The sequence below is a fragment of the Streptomyces olivoverticillatus genome (assembly GCF_014203555.1).
In the GTDB taxonomy this organism is placed as follows: domain Bacteria; phylum Actinomycetota; class Actinomycetes; order Streptomycetales; family Streptomycetaceae; genus Streptomyces; species Streptomyces olivoverticillatus.
Genome location: NZ_JACHJH010000007.1, coordinates 23,250 through 41,634, shown reverse-complemented (window position 1 = coordinate 41,634; position 18,385 = coordinate 23,250). Strand labels below are relative to the sequence as shown.

Sequence of the window (18,385 nt, the reverse complement as noted above, 5' to 3'; positions counted from 1 at the left end):
CGCGCGGCAGCGCGCTTGAACACTGGAGACTTCGAAATGACCGAAACCACCATCCGCTACGAGCGCAGCGACTGCGGCATCGTCACGCTCGTCCTCGACGACCCCGGTCAGTCGGCCAACACCATGAACGCCGCCTTCACGGCGTCCCTCGCCGCCGTCGCCGACCGGCTGGAGGCCGAGCGGGAGACCGTGCGCGGGGTCGTCTTCACCTCCGCGAAGAAGACCTTCTTCGCTGGCGGCGACCTGCGGGAGCTGATCGCGGCCACCCCGGCGCAGGCACAGCAGGTGTTCGAGACGGGGCTCGCCGTCAAGCGGGACCTGCGGCGCATCGAGACCCTCGGGGTGCCGGTCGTCGCGGCGATCAACGGCGCCGCGCTCGGCGGCGGTTACGAGATCGCCCTGGCCTGCCACCACCGCATCGCCCTCGACGCCCCCGGGTCGAAGATCGGACTGCCCGAGGTCACGCTGGGGCTGCTCCCCGGAGGCGGCGGCATCGTGCGGACCGTACGGCTCCTCGGCATCACCGACGCCCTGCTCAAGGTGCTGCTCCAGGGCACCCGGTACAGCCCCCGCCGGGCACTGGAGGCGGGGCTGGTCCACGAGGTGGCGGCCACCGCCGAGGAGCTGCTCGCCAAGGCGCGGGCCTTCATCGACGCCAACCCGCAGTCCTGCCAGCCCTGGGACGTCAAGGGCTACCGCATCCCCGGCGGCACCCCGGCCGACCCCCGCTTCGCCGCCAACCTGCCGGCCTTCCCTGCCACCCTCAAGAAGCAGACCGGCGGCGCCCCCTACCCGGCCCCGCGCAACATCCTGGCCGCGGCCGTCGAGGGCGCGCAGGTCGACTTCGAGACCGCGCAGGTCATCGAGGCCCGCTACTTCACCGAGCTGGTCACGGGCCCGATCGCCAAGAACATGATCCAGGCGTTCTTCTTCGACCTGCAGGCCGTCAACTCCGGCGCCAGCCGCCCGCAGGGCGTCCCGCCGCGCACCGTGCGCAAGGTGGCCGTCCTCGGCGCGGGCATGATGGGCGCCGGCATCGCCTACGCCTGTGCGCGGGCGGGCATCGAGGTGGTGCTCAAGGACGTCTCGGCCGAGCACGCCGCCCGCGGCAAGGCGTACTCGGAGGGCCTGCTGGCCAAGGCGGTTGCCAAGGGCCGCACGACCGAGCGCGAGCGCGACGAACTGCTCGCCAGGATCACCCCCACCGGGGACGTCGCCGACCTCGCCGGGTGCGACGCCGTCATCGAGGCCGTCTTCGAGGACCCGACGCTCAAGCACAAGGTCTTCCAGGAGATCCAGCACGTCGTCGACCAGGACGCGCTGCTGTGCTCCAACACCTCCACGCTGCCCATCACCCTGCTCGCCGAAGGCGTCGAACGGCCCGGGGACTTCGTCGGCCTGCACTTCTTCTCGCCGGTCGACAAGATGCCGCTGGTGGAGATCATCAAGGGCGGGCGCACCGGCGAGGAGGCCCTGGCCCGCGCCTTCGACCTGGTGCGGCAGATCCGCAAGACGCCCGTCGTCGTCAACGACTCGCGCGGCTTCTTCACCTCGCGCGTCATCGGCCGCTTCATCAACGAGGGCGTGGCGATGATCGGCGAGGGCATCGACGCCGCCTCCGTCGAACAGGCCGCCGCCCAGGCCGGATACCCGGCCAAGGTGCTCTCCTTGATGGACGAGCTGACCCTGACCCTGCCCCGCAGGATCCGCGAGGAGACGCGCCGCGCCGCCCTGGAGGCGGGCGGCACCTGGGAGCCGCACCCCGCGGACGCCGTCATCGACCGGATGACCGAGGAGTTCGGACGCACCGGACGCAGCGGCGGCGCCGGCTTCTACGACTACGCCGACGGCAGGCGGACGAGCCTGTGGCCGGGGCTCGGGGAGCACTTCGGGCGGGGCGTGCGGATCCCCTTCGCGGACATGATGGACCGGATGCTCTTCTCGGAGGCGCTGGATTCGATCCGCTGCCTGGAGGAGGGGGTGCTCACCTCGGTCGCCGACGCCAACATCGGTTCGATCCTCGGCATCGGCTTCCCCGGCTGGACGGGCGGCGTGCTGCAGTTCGTCAACGGCTACGAGGGCGGCCCGGCAGGCTTCGCGGCGCGGGCACGGGAGCTCCAGGCAGCGTACGGCGACCGGTTCGCGCCGCCCGCGCTGCTGGTGGAGAAGGCGGAGAAGGGCGAGACCTTCACCGACTGACGCGCGCCGGAGAGCCGCCGTACGGGGGCTGGGGCAGGGCCTCAGCCCCCGTACGTCTGCTTCAGCTCGTGCTTCAGCGACCGCTGGAACGCGGTGACCAGCGCCTGGACCACCATGGGCTGCATATGGGCCGACAGCGACTTCATCGCCTCCACCTCCTCGGGATCGCTCTCCCGCTCCCGGTAGGGGCCCCACACCTCGTCGTGGAAGAGCCGCGTCAGCTCGCGGGCCGTGGCCCGGGCGTGCTCCAGCAGCACGCCGCGGGCCGCCAGGATCGTCTCCAGGGTCATGGGGACGTCCAGCAGCGCCACGCCCAGCTGCAGCAGCGCGGGGTCGACCCGGAACGTGCCGTCGTCCTCGGCGGTCCGCTCCAGGACGTTCATGGCGGCCAGGCGGGCGATGTCGTCCTCGGCCAGCGGCCGTCCGACGCGCCGTTCGAGCTGCGCTCGCGTGGTCTCCTCCGCCTTGTCGGGCGTCCAGGAGGCGACCATGGCGCGGTGGATGGCCAGGTCGTGCGGGCTGAGGTCGTCCGGGAGCCGCTGGACGTACCGTTCGATGGCGGCCAGCGTCAGCCCCTGGTGCTGCAGTTCTTCTATGAGGGCGAGGCGGGAGAGGTGGGCGCGGCCGTAGTGGCCCACCCGGCGCGGTCCGATCACGGGCGGCGGCAGCAGGCCCCGGGTGCCGTAGAAGCGCACGGTGCGGACGGTCACTCCGGCGCGGGCCGCCAACTCGTCGACGGTGAGGGTGGCTTCTGCCGCCTCCCCGGCTTCCGGGGTCTCGTGGGGCATCGCGGTGCCTCGCTTCCTGTCGCGCCTTCGGGCTCAACAGTATTGCTGTGCCACCACTGCTGTGAAACCGCCGTGGGCACACGAAAGGGCCCGCCGCCGAAGCGACGGGCCCTTTCACCGAGTGTGCCGGTCAGTGCGGGAGCGCGGCCTGCGCTTCCTTGATCTTCTTCCAGGACTTGGGCTCGGCGGCCTTGAGGGACCGGCCCGCCTTGGCCTGGTGCGCCGTGCCGATGCCGTCCTTGGCGGCGTCCGCCGCGCTCGGCTTCGTCGTGGTGAACAGCCAGGTGTCGAAGAGCTTCTGCAGCGGCTTGCCGGAGACCCGCTCGGAGAACTTCACGAAGTCCTGCACCGAGCCGTTGCCGTACTTGTTCTCGCTCTGCCACTGCTTGAGGATCGTGAAGAAGGTCTTGTCGCCGACCTTGTTGCGCAGGGCCTGCAGGGCGATCGCGCCGCGGTTGTAGACGGCGTTGTGGAACTGGTTGTCCGCGCCCGGGTCGCCCGGCTTGACCTTCCAGAAGTCGTTGTCCGCGGGGATGCCGTTGTAGACGTAGTCGGCGAGCTCCTGCGTGGTGCCCTCGCCTTCCTTCGCCGACCACAGCCACTGGGCGTAGGTGGCGAAGCCCTCGTTGACCCAGATGTCGCGCCAGTTCTTCACCGAGACGTTGTCGCCGAACCACTGGTGGGCCAGCTCGTGCACGACCACCGAGACGTTGGCGCCGTTGGCGAAGCTCGACGGGCTGTAGTACGGCCGGGTCTGGGTCTCCAGCGCGTAGCCGGTCTTGACGTTGGGGACGTAGCCGCCGACGGCGTTGAAGGGGTACGGGCCGAAGACCGAGCTCTCCCAGTCGATGATCTCGGCGGTACGGCCGACGCTCGCCTTGGCCGGGTCGAGGTTGTCGCCCAGGTCCTTGCTGTAGGCGTTGAGGACCGGAAGGCCGTTCGAGGTCTTGTCGGTCGTGATGTCGAACTTGCCCACCGCCAGCGTCGTCAGGTACGTGGCCTGCGGCTTGGTGGCGCGCCAGTTGTAGCGGGTCCAGCCCAGCTTGGAGGTCTGCGACTTCAGCTCGCCGTTGCTGACCGTCTGCAGCCCGTCGGGCACCGCGACCGAGATGTCGTACGTGGCCTTGTCACGCGGGTGGTCGTTGCTGGGGAACCACCAAACGGCCGCCTCGGGCTCGTTGGCCACGACCGCCCCGTCCGGGGTGCGCTGCCAGGCGGAGTAGCCGTTGATCTTCACCTGGGAGGGGGTGTCGCTGTAGCGGACGACGACGTTGACCTCCTTGCCCTGTTCGAGGGAGGAGGGCGGGGTGATCTCCAGCTCGTGCTCACCGGTCTTGGTGAACGCGGCCTTCTTGCCGTTGACGAGCACCTCGTTGACGTGCAGCGCGAAGTCGAGGTTGAAGCGGGACAGCGCCTGAGTGGTGGTCGCGGTCAGCGTCGCCGTGCCGTCCAGCCGGTCCGTCTTGGGCTCGTACTTCAGCCGCAGGTCGTAGTGGGAGACGTGGTAACCGCCGTTCCCGGACGTGGGGTAGTACGAGTCTCCGACACCCGGGGCACCCGGCGTGCCGTCGGCCGCGGATGCCGGGATCGCCAGCATGAGGAAGGCGGCGGCCGCGCTCGGAACGATGAGTCTGAGACGCACGAGTCACTCCAACTCGTAGGGGGCGAAAGATCACTCGCAGCCTATGTACTCATCAGGGACACCGGTATGTCCATGGTGTATCCCGACATGAGAACGACATGTGCGTGTCATCAGACGCCTCCCGGCCACCCCTGACAGCGGTCACCCCCCTTCTGTACGGGAGTTGACTCACGCTACGGTCCCGAGGTGCCCGAACGCGCGCGGAAACCCCGCATACCCTGGACGACTTCCCTGCTGGCGGCCCTGGCCGCCCTGATGGCCGCACTGCTCGCGCCGCCCGCCGCACAGGCGGCCGCGGCCGGCAGCAAAGCGCCGCCCGAGAGCAGACCCGTCTACTCCTACGACCGTGCGGTACGGGAAACCGTATGGGTGGACATCAAGCTCGATGGCGATGGCGACGGCCGCACCGACCGGGTCGCGGCCGACATCATCCGGCCCCGCGAAGCCGCGGAACGCGGCCGGAAGGTGCCGGTCGTCATGGACGCCAGCCCGTACTACTCCTGCTGCGGACGCGGCAACGAAAGCCAGAAGAAGACCTACGACGCACAGGGCAAGCCTGTTCAATTCCCGCTTTACTATGACAATTACTTTGTGCCGCGGGGCTATGCGGTCGTCCTCGTCGACCTCGCCGGCACCAACCGCTCCGACGGCTGCATCGACATCGGCGGCCGCTCCGACATCCAGTCCGCCAAGGCCGTGATCGACTGGCTGAACGGCCGGGCCCGCGGTTACTCCTCCCGCACCGGCAAACACGCCGTCAGCGCCGGCTGGAGCACCGGCGCCGTGGGCATGATCGGCAAGAGCTACGACGGCACCGTCGCCAACGGCGTCGCCGCCACCGGAGTCAAGGGCCTGAAGACCATCGTCCCCATCGGGGCGATCAGCTCCTGGTACGACTACTACTTCGCCAAGGGCGCCGCCCTCTACGACGGCGGGCCCGACGGCCTCGCCAACGACATCGAGAGCCCCGAGGCGCACGGCCGCTGCCAGGCCGTACAGCGCAAGCTCGTCGAAGGCGCCCCGCGCAACGGCGACCGGACGGCGCTGTGGGACGAGCGCGACTACGTCAAGGACGCGCACAAGGTGCGCGCCAGCGTCTTCGCCGTCCACGGCATGCAGGACCTCAACGTCCGCACCAAGCACTTCGGCCAGTGGTGGGACGCGCTCGCCGCCAACGGCGTCGAGCGCAAGGTGTGGCTGTCACAGACCGGCCACGTCGATCCGTTCGACTACCGCCGCGACACCTGGGTGCCCACCCTGCACCGCTGGTTCGACCACTACCTCCTCGGCTACGACAACGGCATCGAGCGCGAGCCGATGGCCGACGTCGAGCGCGCCCCCGACCAGTGGTCCACCGACCGCGTCTGGCCGCCCCGCGGCACCGCCGCGACCACCGTGCGCCCCGCCGCGGGCCCGCAGCCCGGCGTCGGCACCCTGGGCACCACGCCCGCGCCGCGCGGCACCACCGCCGAGTTCACCGACGACCGCACGCTCGGCGAGAGCGACTGGTCGGCCCACATCGACCAGTCCACGCCCGCCAAGGCCGGGTTCACCACCGCCCCGCTCACCCGCGACCTGCGTCTGGCCGGTTCCTCGAAGGTCAGCCTCACCGTCACCCCCTCGACCGCCTCGGCCCACCTGTCGGCCGTCCTGGTCGACCTGGGACCGGCCACGATCCGCAACTACGCGGCCTCCGGCGAAGGCATCCTCACCCTCGCGGACCGCACCTGCTGGGGCAGCGGCACCACCGCTGACACCGGCTGCTTCAAACGGACCGCGGCGGACAAGCAGAACGTCGACTACACGGTCTTCAGCCGCGGCTGGGCCGACCTCGGCCACTACGCGAGCGCGTCCCACGGCACCCCGCTGACCCCGGGCAAGCCCTACACCGTCACGCTCGACCTCGCCGCCACCGACCACGTCGTCCCGGCGGGCCACCGCCTGGCCCTGATCGTCGCCGGCACCGACGCCGGCCTGATCGAACCGGCCGCCACCACGCCCAAGCTCACCGTGGACCTGCACCGCACCTCGGCGAGCCTCCCGCTCGTCGGCGGCAAGGCGGCCTTCGAACGGGCCGTCCGCAGCGGCGGCCATGGCGGACGACCGGCCCCCGCCACCCCGCGCGGCCTGCCCGTCCCCTCCCTCACCCACCGTCCCTGAACCGCCAGGGGGCTCCCCGCCGGGGAGCCCCCGCCCTCACAGCTCCACCAGATCCGCCGTCTGCAGCGCACAGCCCCACGAGACCGTGATCCCGGCGCCCCCGTGCCCGTAGTTGTGCACCAGCCGCGCCCCGCCCGGCAGCCGCTCGGCCTCCAGCCGCACCCGGTGGCGCGCCGGACGCAGCCCCACCCGGTGCGCCAGCACCCGCGACTGGCACAGCCGGGGATGGACGCGCGAGCAACGGGCGATGATCGCCTGCGCCGTGCAGGGCGACGGCGTACGGTCCCAGACGTGCTCACCGGCCGTGCCGCCGAGGACCACGCCGTACGGCTGCGGCAGCACGTACAGCAACTCCGGCTTGCTGTCGTCGGCCACCGTGAACCACTCGTCGATCCCCGGGTTCTCCACCACCACGACCTGGCCCCGCACCGGATACACCTTGTAGTCCGGCACCAGGTCGCGGGCGCCCAGGCCCGTGCAGTTGACCACCGCACCGGCCGCGCGCCCCGCCTGCCCCAGTGAGGCGACCGGACGCACCGTCACCGTGCCGCCCGCGGCCGCCAACCGCCGCCGCAGATAGTCCAGATGCGCCGGCATGTCCAGCAGCGGCAGACGGCAGCGCACCCCCCGGTCGTACCCGCGCGGCAGCTCCTCGGGCTCCGCCGCCCTCAGACCCCGCACCTGCTCCGCCCACGGCCCCAACTCCGCTGGAACCGCGCCCCCGTGGGTGCCCTCGACCATGCGCACCCCGGTCTCCTCCGGCCGCTCCGCCAGTCCTGCCAGGACCGCCAGCGACCGCAAAGCCCAGGCGGACGCCTGGGCTTCGGGCCGTATGCGGTAGGGCCACCACAGGCCGCCCGCCACCGCCGAGGTGGTCTCCGCGGACGGCGAGCGCGTCCACACCTCCACCCGGAGGCCACGCTCCGCCAGCACGACAGCGCTGGTCAGCCCGGTGACCCCGGCCCCGACCACGATCACATCGCTAGCCATGGGCCGACGGTACAGGCCAATTCGCCGCCGCCGGGCTGGAAGTGGCACAAACGGGGGAATACAAGGGGCATGAAAGCGGAGTACGCGACTTTCGGACTGGCGCCGACGGCGCACACCGGTGGGATCCCGGCCGACGGCGCGTACGGGGCGCGCGCGGGGGCGGCACAAGTGCCGGAGGAGAAACCGGACTTCACGCGGGACCGCCGCGTGCTGCTCGTCGGCCCCCGCACCGGCCTCTTCGCCCGCCTCGCGGCCGCCCTGCGCACCAGTGGCATCGGAGCCGACATCACCCGGGAGGCCGCCGGGGCCCACGAGGAGGAGCTGCGCGCGTACGGGGCCCTGGCCTTCGACCGCACGGTCGGCGAGGACGAGCGGTCCGCCGTGCGCGCCGCCCTCGCCGCCGCGCACGCCACCGCCGTCTGCGTCGAACCCCTCGCGCCGGTCGTCCCCCTCCTCGCCGCCCAGCTGGAACAGGCCCTCGGCCCCCGCCACCCGGGCCCGCACCTGCTCGCGGCACTGACCGCCGCGCCGGGGGAGGCCCGCCTCGTCAGCACGGCCGCCGCGCGGATCCGGCTGACCGGCTACCACCGCGACCGGCTGCGCCGCACCCATGCGCACCCCCTCTTCGACGGCAGCCCTGAGCCCGGCGAGCACCGGGTGCCCCTCGACGCGCGCATCGCCTTCGTCGTCGCCCGCACGGACGGGGAGGTGCTGGTGGCCCGGGCCGGGCGAGACGCCTTCGGCGCGCCGCCGCCCAGCGGATAGAGTCGAGGCCCTATGAGCGCCACCCTCGTCGTCAAGGACCTCGCCGCCGGACACGGCGACCGCACCCTCTTCTCCGGGCTCGACCTCGTCGTCGCCCCCGGAGACGTCATCGGGCTTGTCGGGGCCAATGGCGCCGGGAAGTCCACCCTGCTGCGCCTGCTCGCCGGGCTCGCCACCCCCGACGGGGGCACCCTGCGGCTCAGCCCGCCGGCCGCGACCGTCGGACACCTGCCCCAGGAGCCCGAGCGGCGGCCCGGCGAGACCGTCCGCGACTTCCTCGCCCGCCGCACCGGCGTCGCCGAGGCCCAGACCGCCCTCGACACCGCCACCCAGGCGCTGGTCGACGGCGCGCCCGGGGCCGACGACGCCTATGCCGTCGCCCTCGACCGCTGGCTCGGCCTCGGCGGCGCCGACCTCGACGAGCGGGCCGAAGAGGTCGTCGGCTCCCTCGGGCTCACCGTCGGCCTGGAGCGGCCCATGACCGGCCTCTCCGGCGGCCAGGCCGCCCGCGCCGGACTCGCCTCGCTGCTCCTGAGCCGCTACGACGTCTTCCTGCTGGACGAGCCCACCAACGACCTCGACCTGGACGGCCTGGCCCGGCTGGAGGACTTCGTCACCGGGCTGCGCGCGGGCACGGTCCTCGTCAGCCACGACCGCGAGTTCCTCGCCCGCACCGTCGGCAAGGTGCTCGAGCTGGACCTCGCCCAGCAGCAGATCAATCTCTACGGCGGCGGCTACGAGTCCTACCTCGAAGAGCGCGCCACCGCCCGCAGGCACGCCCGCGAGGCCTACGAGGAGTACGCGGGCACCCGCGCCGCCCTGGAGACGCGCGCCCGCACCCAGCGCAACTGGATGGAGAAGGGCGTCCGCAACGCCCGCCGCAAGGCCGGCGACAACGACAAGATGAGCCGCAAGACGCGCTCCGAGTCCACCGAGAAGCAGGCCGCGAAGGCCCGCCAGACCGAGCGGCTCATCGAGCGGCTGGACGTGGTGGAAGAGCCCCGCAAGGAGTGGGAGCTGCACATGGAGATCGCGGCCGCGCCCCGCTCCGGCGCGGTCGTGGCCACCCTGAGCGGCGCCGAGGCCCGCCGCGGCTCCTTCGCCTTCGGCCCCGTCGACCTCCAGATCGACTGGGCCGACCGGGTCGCCGTCACCGGCGCCAACGGCTCGGGCAAGTCCACCCTGCTCGCGGCGCTGCTCGGCCGGCTGCCGCTGACGGCGGGCAGCTCGGCGCTGGGCCCCGGCGTGGTCGTGGGCGAGGTCGACCAGGCGCGGGCGCTGTTCTTCGGACGCGAGACGCTGCTGGAGGCGTTCGGCGCGGCCGTGCCCGACTGCACGCCCGCCGAGGTGCGGACCCTGCTCGCCAAGTTCGGACTCAAGGCCGGCCACGTGCTCCGCCCGGCCGTCACCCTCTCCCCGGGAGAGCGGACCCGGGCCGCGCTCGCCCTGCTCCAGGTCCGCGGGGTCAACCTGCTGGTCCTCGACGAGCCCACCAACCACCTCGACCTGCCGGCGATCGAGCAGCTGGAGTCCGCGCTGGCCTCGTACGAGGGCACCCTGCTGCTCGTCACGCACGACCGCCGGATGCTCGACGCCGTCCACACCACCCGCCGCATCGAGGTCGCGGAAGGCAGGATCAGCGAACGCTGAGGCACCCCCGGCGCCGGAACCCATGGGCCGTCCGGGTGGTTCCTGTGAACTCTCTGTCCGAAAACAAACCCACCTGACGATCAAAACTTGCCCAAGCCGCGACCACGGAAACCACGGCGTACGGTCGCGTTTGGTGGTGTTTCTGTGGCCTTTCTGCCCTGTGGACAGCAGATTTAACCGTTGATGGGCTTGGTACGGCAGGCGTTCGATTTACAGAACGTTGGGTTCCGAATACGAACCGGGGAGGACCGGCCTCCGTCTGTGGAGGCGGACGTCCGCGAAAGAAGGACGTCTGCACCACCGACGTCGAATAGAGGGCGTATCCATGTCCCGGACCCTTCCCGGCCACCTGCCTGTACCGCGGGGACCGCTCGCGGGGAAGGCGCGCTACGGCAGCGCACCACCACCGTCGGCGCGCACCTTGCTCGACGTGCTCGACGCCACCGCAGCCGCCCACCCCGACGCGCCCGCCGTCGACACCGGCAGTGAGCTGCTCACCTACCGGTCGCTGTGCAACGAGGTCGCCAAGCGGGCCGAGTGGCTGAGCCGGGCCGGCGCCGGCCCCGGGGACCGGATCGGCATCCGCATCCCCTCCGGCACCGCCGAGCTCTACCTCGCGGTGCTGGCCGTGCTGCGCTGCGGCGCCGCCTACGTCCCCGTCGACGCCGACGACCCCGACGAGCGCGCCGCCACCGTCTTCCGCGAGGCAGGCGTCTGCCTGGTCCTCGGCCCCGACAACTCCCTCACCCAGGGCCCCGGCTCCGCGATGGGCAACATCCCCCGCGACCCGCTGCCCGACGACGACGCCTGGATCATCTTCACCTCCGGCTCCACGGGCGCCCCCAAGGGCGTCGCCGTCAGCCACCGCAGCGCCGCCGCCTTCGTCGACGCCGAGGCGCGCCTCTTCCTCCAGGACCGCCCGCTGGGCCCCGGCGACCGCGTCCTGGCCGGGCTCTCCGTGGCCTTCGACGCCTCCTGCGAGGAGATGTGGCTGGCCTGGCGGCACGGCGCCTGCCTGGTGCCCGCCCCCCGCTCGCTGGTGCGCGCCGGGCATGAGCTCGGCCCCTGGCTGGTCGAGCGCGGCATCACTGTCGTCTCCACCGTCCCCACCCTCGCCGCCCTGTGGCCCCCGGAGTCCCTGGACCGGGTGCGGCTGCTGATCGTCGGCGGCGAGGCCTGCCCCGCCGAGCTCGTCGACCGCTTCGCCGTCCCCGGCCGCGAGATGTGGAACACCTACGGGCCCACCGAGACCACCGTCGTCGCCTGCGCCGCGCAGATGCTGCCCGGCCGCACCGTACGCATCGGACTGCCGCTGGACGGCTGGGAGCTGGCCGTCGTCGACGAGGCCGGCGAGCTCGTGCCCTTCGGTGCCGAGGGCGAACTCGTCATCGCCGGTGCGGGCGTGGCCCGCTACCTCGACCCCGTCAAGGACGCCGACAAGTTCCGTCCCTCCGCGGCCCTGGAGAGCCCCCGCGCCTACCGCACCGGCGACCTCGTGCGCGCCGACGCCGAAGGGCTGGTCTTCGCCGGCCGCGCCGACGACCAGATCAAGCTCGGCGGACGCCGCATCGAACTCGGCGAGATCGACGCCGCCCTCAGCGCCCTGCCCGGCGTGCGCGGCGCCGCCGCCGCGGTGCGCACCACCCCCGCCGGAGAGCAGCTCCTGGTCGGCTACGTGGTGGCCGGCGCCGGCTACCGGCAGGAGCATGCCAGAGGCCTGCTCGCCGAACGGCTGCCCGCGGCCCTGGTCCCGGTGCTGGCCGAGGTCGACGACCTGCCCACCCGCACCTCCGGCAAGGTCGACCGCAACGCCCTGCCCTGGCCGCTGACCCAGACACAGACCGGCGGCGGCGAGGAACTGCACGGCACCGCCGCCCGCCTGGCCGACCTCTGGGAGCGGCTGCTCGGCATCCGCCCCGGCGCCGACTCCGACTTCGTCCTCATGGGCGGCTCCAGCCTGACCGCCGCCCGCATGGCCTCCGCACTGCGCGAACACCACCCCGGCGTCTCGGTCGCCGGCCTCTACCGGCACACCGTGCTGCGCGACATGGCCGAGCACCTCGACTCCCTCACCCCCCACGACGCGCCCCAGGACGGCCCCCGCCGCGCGGTCCGCCCCGTGCGCCGCCGCACCGGCGCCGCCCAGCTCGTGGTCCAGGGCCTGCTCTTCGGCATCACCGGGCTGCGCGGGCTGGTCGGCCTGGCCGCCGCCGACAACATCCTCGGACTGCTCGCCCCCAGGGCCTGGGCCCCCTACACCTCCTGGTGGCTGGTGCTCACCGGATGGTTCGTCCTCTTCAGCGCCCCGGCCCGCGCCACCATCGGCGCGGTCGCGGCCCGCCTGCTGACCCACGGCATCACCCCGGGCACCTACCCGCGCGGCGGCCGGGCCCACCTGCGGCTGTGGGCCGCCGAGCGGACCGTGGCCACCTTCGGCGTCCCCTCCCTGCTCGGCACCCCCTGGGCCGCCTGGTACGCGCGCACGCTCGGCTGCGCCGCGGGCAAGGGCGTGGCCCTGCACGCCATGCCGCCCGTCACCGGCCTCGCCGAACTCGGCGACGGCTGCAGCGTCGAGCCCGAGGCCGACATCGCCGGCTGGTGGCTCGACGGCGAGCACCTGCACGTCGGCGCGGTCCACATCGGCCCCGACGCCCGCGTCGGCCACCGCGCCATGCTGATGCCCGGCGCCCGGCTCGACGCCGGCGCCGAACTCGCCCCGGGCGCCTGCCTGGACGGCCACGTCCCCGCGGGTCAGTCCTGGGAAGGCGCACCGGCCCGCCCGGCCCCGCAGCCCAACGGCGTGCACCACCCCGCCGCCACGAGCGCCTTCGACGGGCACCTGCCCGGCCACCCGGACACGGGCGACCTCGGCTGGCCCGCGCCGCGCACGCACCGCTCCCGACGCTGGGCGGCCGCCTACGCGCTGTCCCTCTTCGCCATGCCCCTGCTGCCGCTGATCGCCGCGGCGCCCGCCCTCGTCGGCACGTACGTCCTGGTGAAGTCCGCCACCACGCTCTCCGCGGTCGCGCTGCTGCTGCTCGCCGCGGCGCCCGCGGTCACCCTCGTCTCCACCGTCTGCTGGATCCTGGTCGTCGCCCTCACCGTCCGGATCCTGGGCCGCGGCATCAAGCCCGGCATCCACCCGGCCTGCGGCGGCGTCGCCTGGCGCGCCTGGCTCGTCACCGGCCTCCTCAACAGCACCCGCGGCAGCCTCTTCCCCCTCTACGCCAGCCTGGCCACCCCGGTGTGGCTGCGCCTGCTGGGCGCCCGCGTCGGCAAGCGCGCCGAAATCTCCACCGTGCTGCCACTGCCCTCGCTGCTGAGCGTCGACGACGGGGCGTTCCTCGCCGACGACACCCTCGTCGCCCCCTACGAACTGCGCGGCGGCTGGCTGCGCCTGGGCAACGCCCACATCGGACGGCGCGCCTTCGTCGGCAACTCCGGCATCGTCGGCCCCGGCCGCACCGTGCCCGACAACGGGCTCATCGGGGTGCTCTCCGACGCCCCCGAGCACAGCGAGCCCGGCAGCTCCTGGCTGGGCCGTCCCGCGATGCCGCTGCCCCGCGTGGCTACCCAGGCCGACTCCGGACGCACCTTCACCCCGCCCCGCCGCCTCGTGTTGGCCCGCATGGCCGTCGAGCTGTGCCGCATCCTGCCGCTGATGTGCGGGCTGGTGCTCGCCGAAGCCGTCTTCCTCGGTGAGCAGGACGCGCTCGACACCGGGGGCCTGGGGCTCGCCGCGCTGGTGGGCGCGCCGCTGCTGCTCGCGGCCGGCCTCGCCGCCGGGCTGACCGCAACGGCCGCCAAGTGGCTGCTGATGGGCCGCTTCAAGGTCAGTGAACACCCGCTGTGGAGCTCCTTCGTCTGGCGCAACGAGCTGTACGACACCTTCGTCGAGTCCCTCGCCGTGCCGTGGCTCGCCGGCCCCTTCACCGGCACCCCCGTCCTCAACTGGTGGCTGCGCACCCTGGGTGCGCGCATCGGCCGGGGCGTGTGGTGCGACACACACTGGCTTCCGGAGACGGACCTGGTCACCCTCGGCGACGGGGCCAGCGTCAACCGCGGCTGCGTCCTCCAGACGCACCTCTTCCACGACAGGATCATGCGGATGGACTCCGTCCACCTCGGCGCGGGCGCCTCGCTCGGCCCGCACGGCATCGCGCTGCCCGGCACCACCATCGGGGAACACACCGCCATCGGCCCCTCCTCGCTGGTCATGCGGGGCGAGACGGTCCCCGCCCGGACCCGCTGGACGGGCAACCCCATCGCGGGCGAGCGCCCGGCACCCGTCGCAGCGGCGGCCGTGCCCGCCGCCCGGGCGTGCGAGCCCGTGGCGTGAGGGGCGACGCGGCATGACGTTCCGCTCACGCCTCCAGTGCAGCCGCCGCGCCCTGCTCACGGCCGCGGCGGCGCTCCCGCTCGCCGCGGCCACCGCGGACGCGGCCCGGCCGCTCGCGGACGACGCCCGGCGCTACTTCCCCCGGCACGGCTCGTACGGCCACCGCACCCTCGCCTACGACCTGCGGCTGGACTACGACCCCGAGGAGGGCACGCTGGACGGCCACGCCCGGATCCGGGCGGTCGCCAACGAGCACACCGACCGGGTCGAACTCGACCTCGCGCGGCTGAAGGTGCACACCGCGCAGATCGACGGCGAGCCCGTGGCCTTCCACCGCAAGGACGGCAAGCTGCTGCTCACCGCCGGGCGGCCGCTCGCCGCCGGCCGGCCGTTCGTCCTCGACATCGGCTACGGCGGCAGCCCCGGACCGGTGCGCACCCCCTTCGGGTCCATCGGCTGGGACCTCACCGGCGACGAGCACGACGGCACGCTCGTCGCCTCGCAACCGCTGGGCGCCCCCTCGTGGTTCCCCTGCAACGACCGCCCGGACGACAAGGCCGCCTACACCTTCGCCGTGACGGTGCCCGACGGCCGGCACGCGCTCGCCAACGGCACCCTGCAGCACCGCGAGGAGCTCGACGACGGGTCGGTGCGCTGGACGTACCACCACCCGGGGCCCATGGCCACGTATCTGGCCGCGGTCTACACCGGGCGCTTCGCGCACGCGCACGGGGACGGCTCGCCCGTTCCTGTGCGCAACGCCTATCCGGCCCGGATCGCCGAGGCCGCCCGGCACGACCTGGCGCGCCAGCCGGAGATGCTCAAGGCGTTCACCGGGCTGTTCGGGCCGTACCCGTTCGAGTCCTACGGCGCGGTCGTCGTCGACGCGGAGCTGGCGGCGCCGGTGGAGAACCAGACGCTCTCCGTCTTCGGCCGCAACCACATCGACGGGCAGCGCGGTGCGGAGACGCTGGTGGCGCACGAGATCGCCCACCAGTGGTACGGCAACAGCGTCAGCCTGGAGGACTGGCAGCACATCTGGCTCAACGAGGGCTTCGCCACCTACGCCGAGTGGCTGTGGTCCGAGCACATCGGCGAGGACGACGCCGACACGATCGCCCGGCAGTCCTGGCGGGACCTCTCCCGCCGCAAGCAGAACTTGCGCATCGCCGACCCGGGCCGCCGCCACCTCTTCGACGACCGCGTCTACGTCCGGGGCGCGTGCACGCTGCACGCGCTGCGGCTGGCCCTCGGCGACGGGGCCTTCTTCTCGCTCCTGCGCACCTGGCACGCCGCGAACAAGGGCGGCAACGTCACCACGGAGGCCTTCCTCCGCCACGCGGAGCGCACGACGGGCCGGGCGGTGGGCACCCTGCTGCACCCGTGGCTCTTCGAGAAGAGCCTGCCGGATCTCCCGGCTCGCGAGGCCGACATCTGACGCCGACAGCGCAATCATCGAGCGCCGGGCGGGCTGGATTCAGCCCGCCCGGCGCTCGATGACACCGCGCGGTTTACAGCAGGCCGGCGCGCCGCAGCGCATCCGCCATCGCGTCATTGCCCGGCGCGGCCGCCTGGCGGGGACGCGCCCCCGTACCGCCGCTGCCGCTGCCACCGCCGCCGTTTCCGCGGCGCTGGCGCGGAGCGCTCCGCTCGGCACGCTCACGGGGCGGCGCACCCTCGTCGTCCAGCCTGAGCGTCAGCGAAATCCGCTTGCGCGGAATGTCGACGTCCATCACCTTCACCCGCACGATGTCGCCGGGCTTCACCACGTCCCGCGGGTCCTTCACGAACGTCTTCGACATCGCCGAGACGTGCACGAGCCCGTCCTGGTGCACGCCCACGTCCACGAACGCCCCGAACGCCGCCACGTTCGTCACGACGCCCTCCAGCAGCATGCCCGGCGTCAGGTCGCCGATCTTCTCGACGCCCTCCTTGAAGGACGCCGTCTTGAAGGCGGGCCGCGGGTCGCGGCCGGGCTTCTCCAGCTCGCGCAGGATGTCGGTGACGGTCGGCAGGCCGAAGGAGTCGTTCACGAAGTCGGCGGGCCGCAGCGAGCGCAGCGTCGCCGTGTTGCCGATGAGCGAGGCGACCTCGCCGCCGGTCGTCTTCACCATCGCCCGCACCACCGGATACGCCTCGGGGTGCACGCTGGAGGCGTCCAGCGGGTCCTCGCCGTCGCGGATCCGCAGGAAGCCCGCGCACTGCTCGAAGGCCTTGGGGCCGAGCCGGGCCACGTCCTTGAGCGCCTTGCGGGAGCGGAAGGGGCCGTTGGCGTCGCGGTGCGCGACGATGTTCTCGGCCAGGCCCGAGCTGATCCCCGAAACCCGCGAAAGCAGCGGGGTGGAGGCGGTGTTGACGTCGACGCCGACGCCGTTCACACAGTCCTCGACGACCGCGTCCAGCGACCGGGAGAGCTTGCTCTCGGACAGGTCGTGCTGGTACTGCCCCACACCGATCGACTTGGGGTCGATCTTGACCAGTTCGGCGAGGGGGTCCTGCAGCCGCCGCGCGATCGAGACCGCGCCGCGCAGCGACACATCCAGCTCCGGCAGCTCCTGGGAGGCGAAGGCGGAGGCGGAGTACACCGAGGCACCGGCCTCGGAGACCATCACCTTGGTGAGCTTCAGCTCCGGGTGGCGGGCGATCAGATCCGCGGCGAGCTTGTCCGTCTCGCGGGACGCCGTGCCGTTGCCGATCGCGATCAGCTCCACGGAGTGCTCGCGGGCCAGCCGCGCCAGGGCGGCCAGGGAGGCGTCCCACTTCTGCTGGGGCACGTGCGGATAGATGGTCTCCGTGGCGGCCACCTTGCCCGTCGCGTCCACGACGGCGACCTTCACGCCCGTACGGAAGCCGGGGTCCAGGCCCATCGTGGCGCGGGTGCCCGCCGGTGCGGCCAGCAGCAGGTCGCGCAGGTTGGCCGCGAAGACGCGCACCGCCTCGTCCTCGGCGGCCTGCCGCAGCCGCAGCCGGAGGTCGATGCCGAGGTGGACGAGGATGCGCGTGCGCCACGCCCAGCGCACCGTGTCGGCCAGCCACTTGTCGGCCGGGCGGCCGCGGTCGGCGATCCCGAAGCGGCGGGCGACGCTCTGCTCGTACGCGGTGGGGCCGGGCGTCTGCGAAGGCTCCTCCGGCTCCAGGACGAGGTCGAGGACCTCCTCCTTCTCGCCGCGCAGCATCGCCAGCACCCGGTGCGAGGGCAGCTGGGTGAAGGGCTCGGAGAAGTCGAAGTAGTCGGCGAACTTCGCGCCCGCCTCCTCCTTGCCGCCGCGCACCTTGGCGACGACGCGGCCACGCGACCACATGCGCTCGCGCAGCTCGCCGATCAGATCCGCGTCCTCCCCGAACCGCTCGGTGAGCACGGCCCGGGCGCCCTCCAGCGCGGCGGCGGCGTCCGCGACGCCCTTCTCCGCGTCGGCGAAGGCCGCGGCGGCCGCGAGCGGCTCGACCCCGGGGTCGGCGAGCAGGCGGTCCGCCAGCGGCTCCAGGCCCGCCTCCCGGGCGATCTGCGCCTTCGTCCGCCGCTTGGGCTTGAAGGGCAGGTAGATGTCCTCCAGCCGCGCCTTGGAGTCGGCCTCGCGGATCCGGGCCTCCAGCGCCGCGTCCAGCTTGCCCTGGGTCCGTACGGACTCCAGGACCGCCGTCCGCCGCTCCTCCAGCTCGCGCAGATAGCGCAGCCGCTCTTCGAGGGTGCGCAGCTGCGCGTCGTCGAGCGCGCCCGTCGCCTCCTTGCGGTAGCGGGCGATGAACGGCACGGTCGAGCCGCCGTCGAGCAAGTCGACGGCCGCCCTGACCTGCCGCTCCTGTACGCCGAGCTCCTCGGCGATCCTGTCTTCGACCGACTTCGTCACGTTC

The 18,385-nt window shown here is 73.0% G+C and carries 10 protein-coding genes; 6 read left to right on the top strand and 4 right to left on the bottom strand.

What is annotated here, in order from left to right; all coding sequences use genetic code 11:
- The first annotated feature begins 36 nt into the window (after positions 1–36).
- Entirely contained in the window at positions 37–2,199 is a 2,163-nt protein-coding gene (locus FHS39_RS21900) for a 3-hydroxyacyl-CoA dehydrogenase NAD-binding domain-containing protein (RefSeq protein ID WP_184351150.1), read from the top strand.
- 41 nt (positions 2,200–2,240) lie between these two features.
- On the opposite strand, the gene FHS39_RS21895 is transcribed toward FHS39_RS21900, so the two are convergent.
- Both FHS39_RS21895 and FHS39_RS21890 read right to left on the bottom strand, forming a co-directional pair.
- Positions 2,241–2,987: a MerR family transcriptional regulator gene (locus FHS39_RS21895; RefSeq protein WP_184351149.1), complete on the bottom strand. Its 747-nt coding sequence runs from the start codon at positions 2,985–2,987 to the stop codon at positions 2,241–2,243.
- A gap of 130 nt (positions 2,988–3,117) precedes the next feature.
- Positions 3,118–4,629 (bottom strand): M1 family aminopeptidase, encoded by a 1,512-nt coding sequence (locus FHS39_RS21890; protein ID WP_184351148.1) that lies wholly within the window; start codon positions 4,627–4,629, stop codon positions 3,118–3,120.
- A 255-nt stretch (positions 4,630–4,884) separates the two neighbouring features.
- Between FHS39_RS21890 and FHS39_RS21885 the strand changes: the two genes are divergently transcribed.
- Complete coding sequence (locus tag FHS39_RS21885; RefSeq protein ID WP_221463101.1) at positions 4,885–6,789, top strand: Xaa-Pro dipeptidyl-peptidase; 1,905 nt, start codon at positions 4,885–4,887, stop codon at positions 6,787–6,789.
- A 36-nt stretch (positions 6,790–6,825) separates the two neighbouring features.
- Here the strand turns inward: FHS39_RS21885 and FHS39_RS21880 are convergent, their stop codons facing one another.
- Positions 6,826–7,779 carry an FAD-dependent oxidoreductase gene (locus FHS39_RS21880; protein ID WP_184351146.1) on the bottom strand — a complete coding sequence of 318 codons (954 nt, stop codon included), beginning with the start codon at positions 7,777–7,779 and terminating at the stop codon, positions 6,826–6,828.
- Positions 7,780–7,848: 69 nt separating this feature from the next.
- Here FHS39_RS21880 and FHS39_RS21875 point away from each other — a divergent pair, with 69 nt between their 5' ends.
- The 4 genes from FHS39_RS21875 to FHS39_RS21860 all read left to right on the top strand — a co-directional run bounded on the left by FHS39_RS21875 (position 7,849) and on the right by FHS39_RS21860 (position 15,971).
- Positions 7,849–8,544, top strand: coding sequence for a hypothetical protein (locus FHS39_RS21875; RefSeq protein ID WP_184351145.1), 696 nt, complete (start codon positions 7,849–7,851; stop codon positions 8,542–8,544).
- 12 nt (positions 8,545–8,556) lie between these two features.
- A complete protein-coding gene (locus FHS39_RS21870; protein ID WP_184351144.1) occupies positions 8,557–10,194 on the top strand; it encodes an ABC-F family ATP-binding cassette domain-containing protein in 1,638 nt (545 codons plus the stop codon).
- 325 nt (positions 10,195–10,519) lie between these two features.
- Complete coding sequence (locus FHS39_RS21865; protein ID WP_184351143.1) at positions 10,520–14,533, top strand: Pls/PosA family non-ribosomal peptide synthetase; 4,014 nt, start codon at positions 10,520–10,522, stop codon at positions 14,531–14,533.
- Positions 14,534–14,546: 13 nt separating this feature from the next.
- Positions 14,547–15,971, top strand: a complete 1,425-nt coding sequence (locus tag FHS39_RS21860; RefSeq protein WP_184351142.1) for a M1 family metallopeptidase — start codon at positions 14,547–14,549, stop codon at positions 15,969–15,971.
- A gap of 73 nt (positions 15,972–16,044) precedes the next feature.
- Here FHS39_RS21860 and FHS39_RS21855 read toward each other — a convergent pair whose 3' ends face one another.
- The gene (locus FHS39_RS21855; protein ID WP_343069693.1) at positions 16,045–18,381 is read right to left on the bottom strand and encodes a Tex family protein; all 2,337 of its coding nucleotides are present in this window, start codon (positions 18,379–18,381) and stop codon (positions 16,045–16,047) included.
- Positions 18,382–18,385 lie beyond the last annotated feature (4 nt).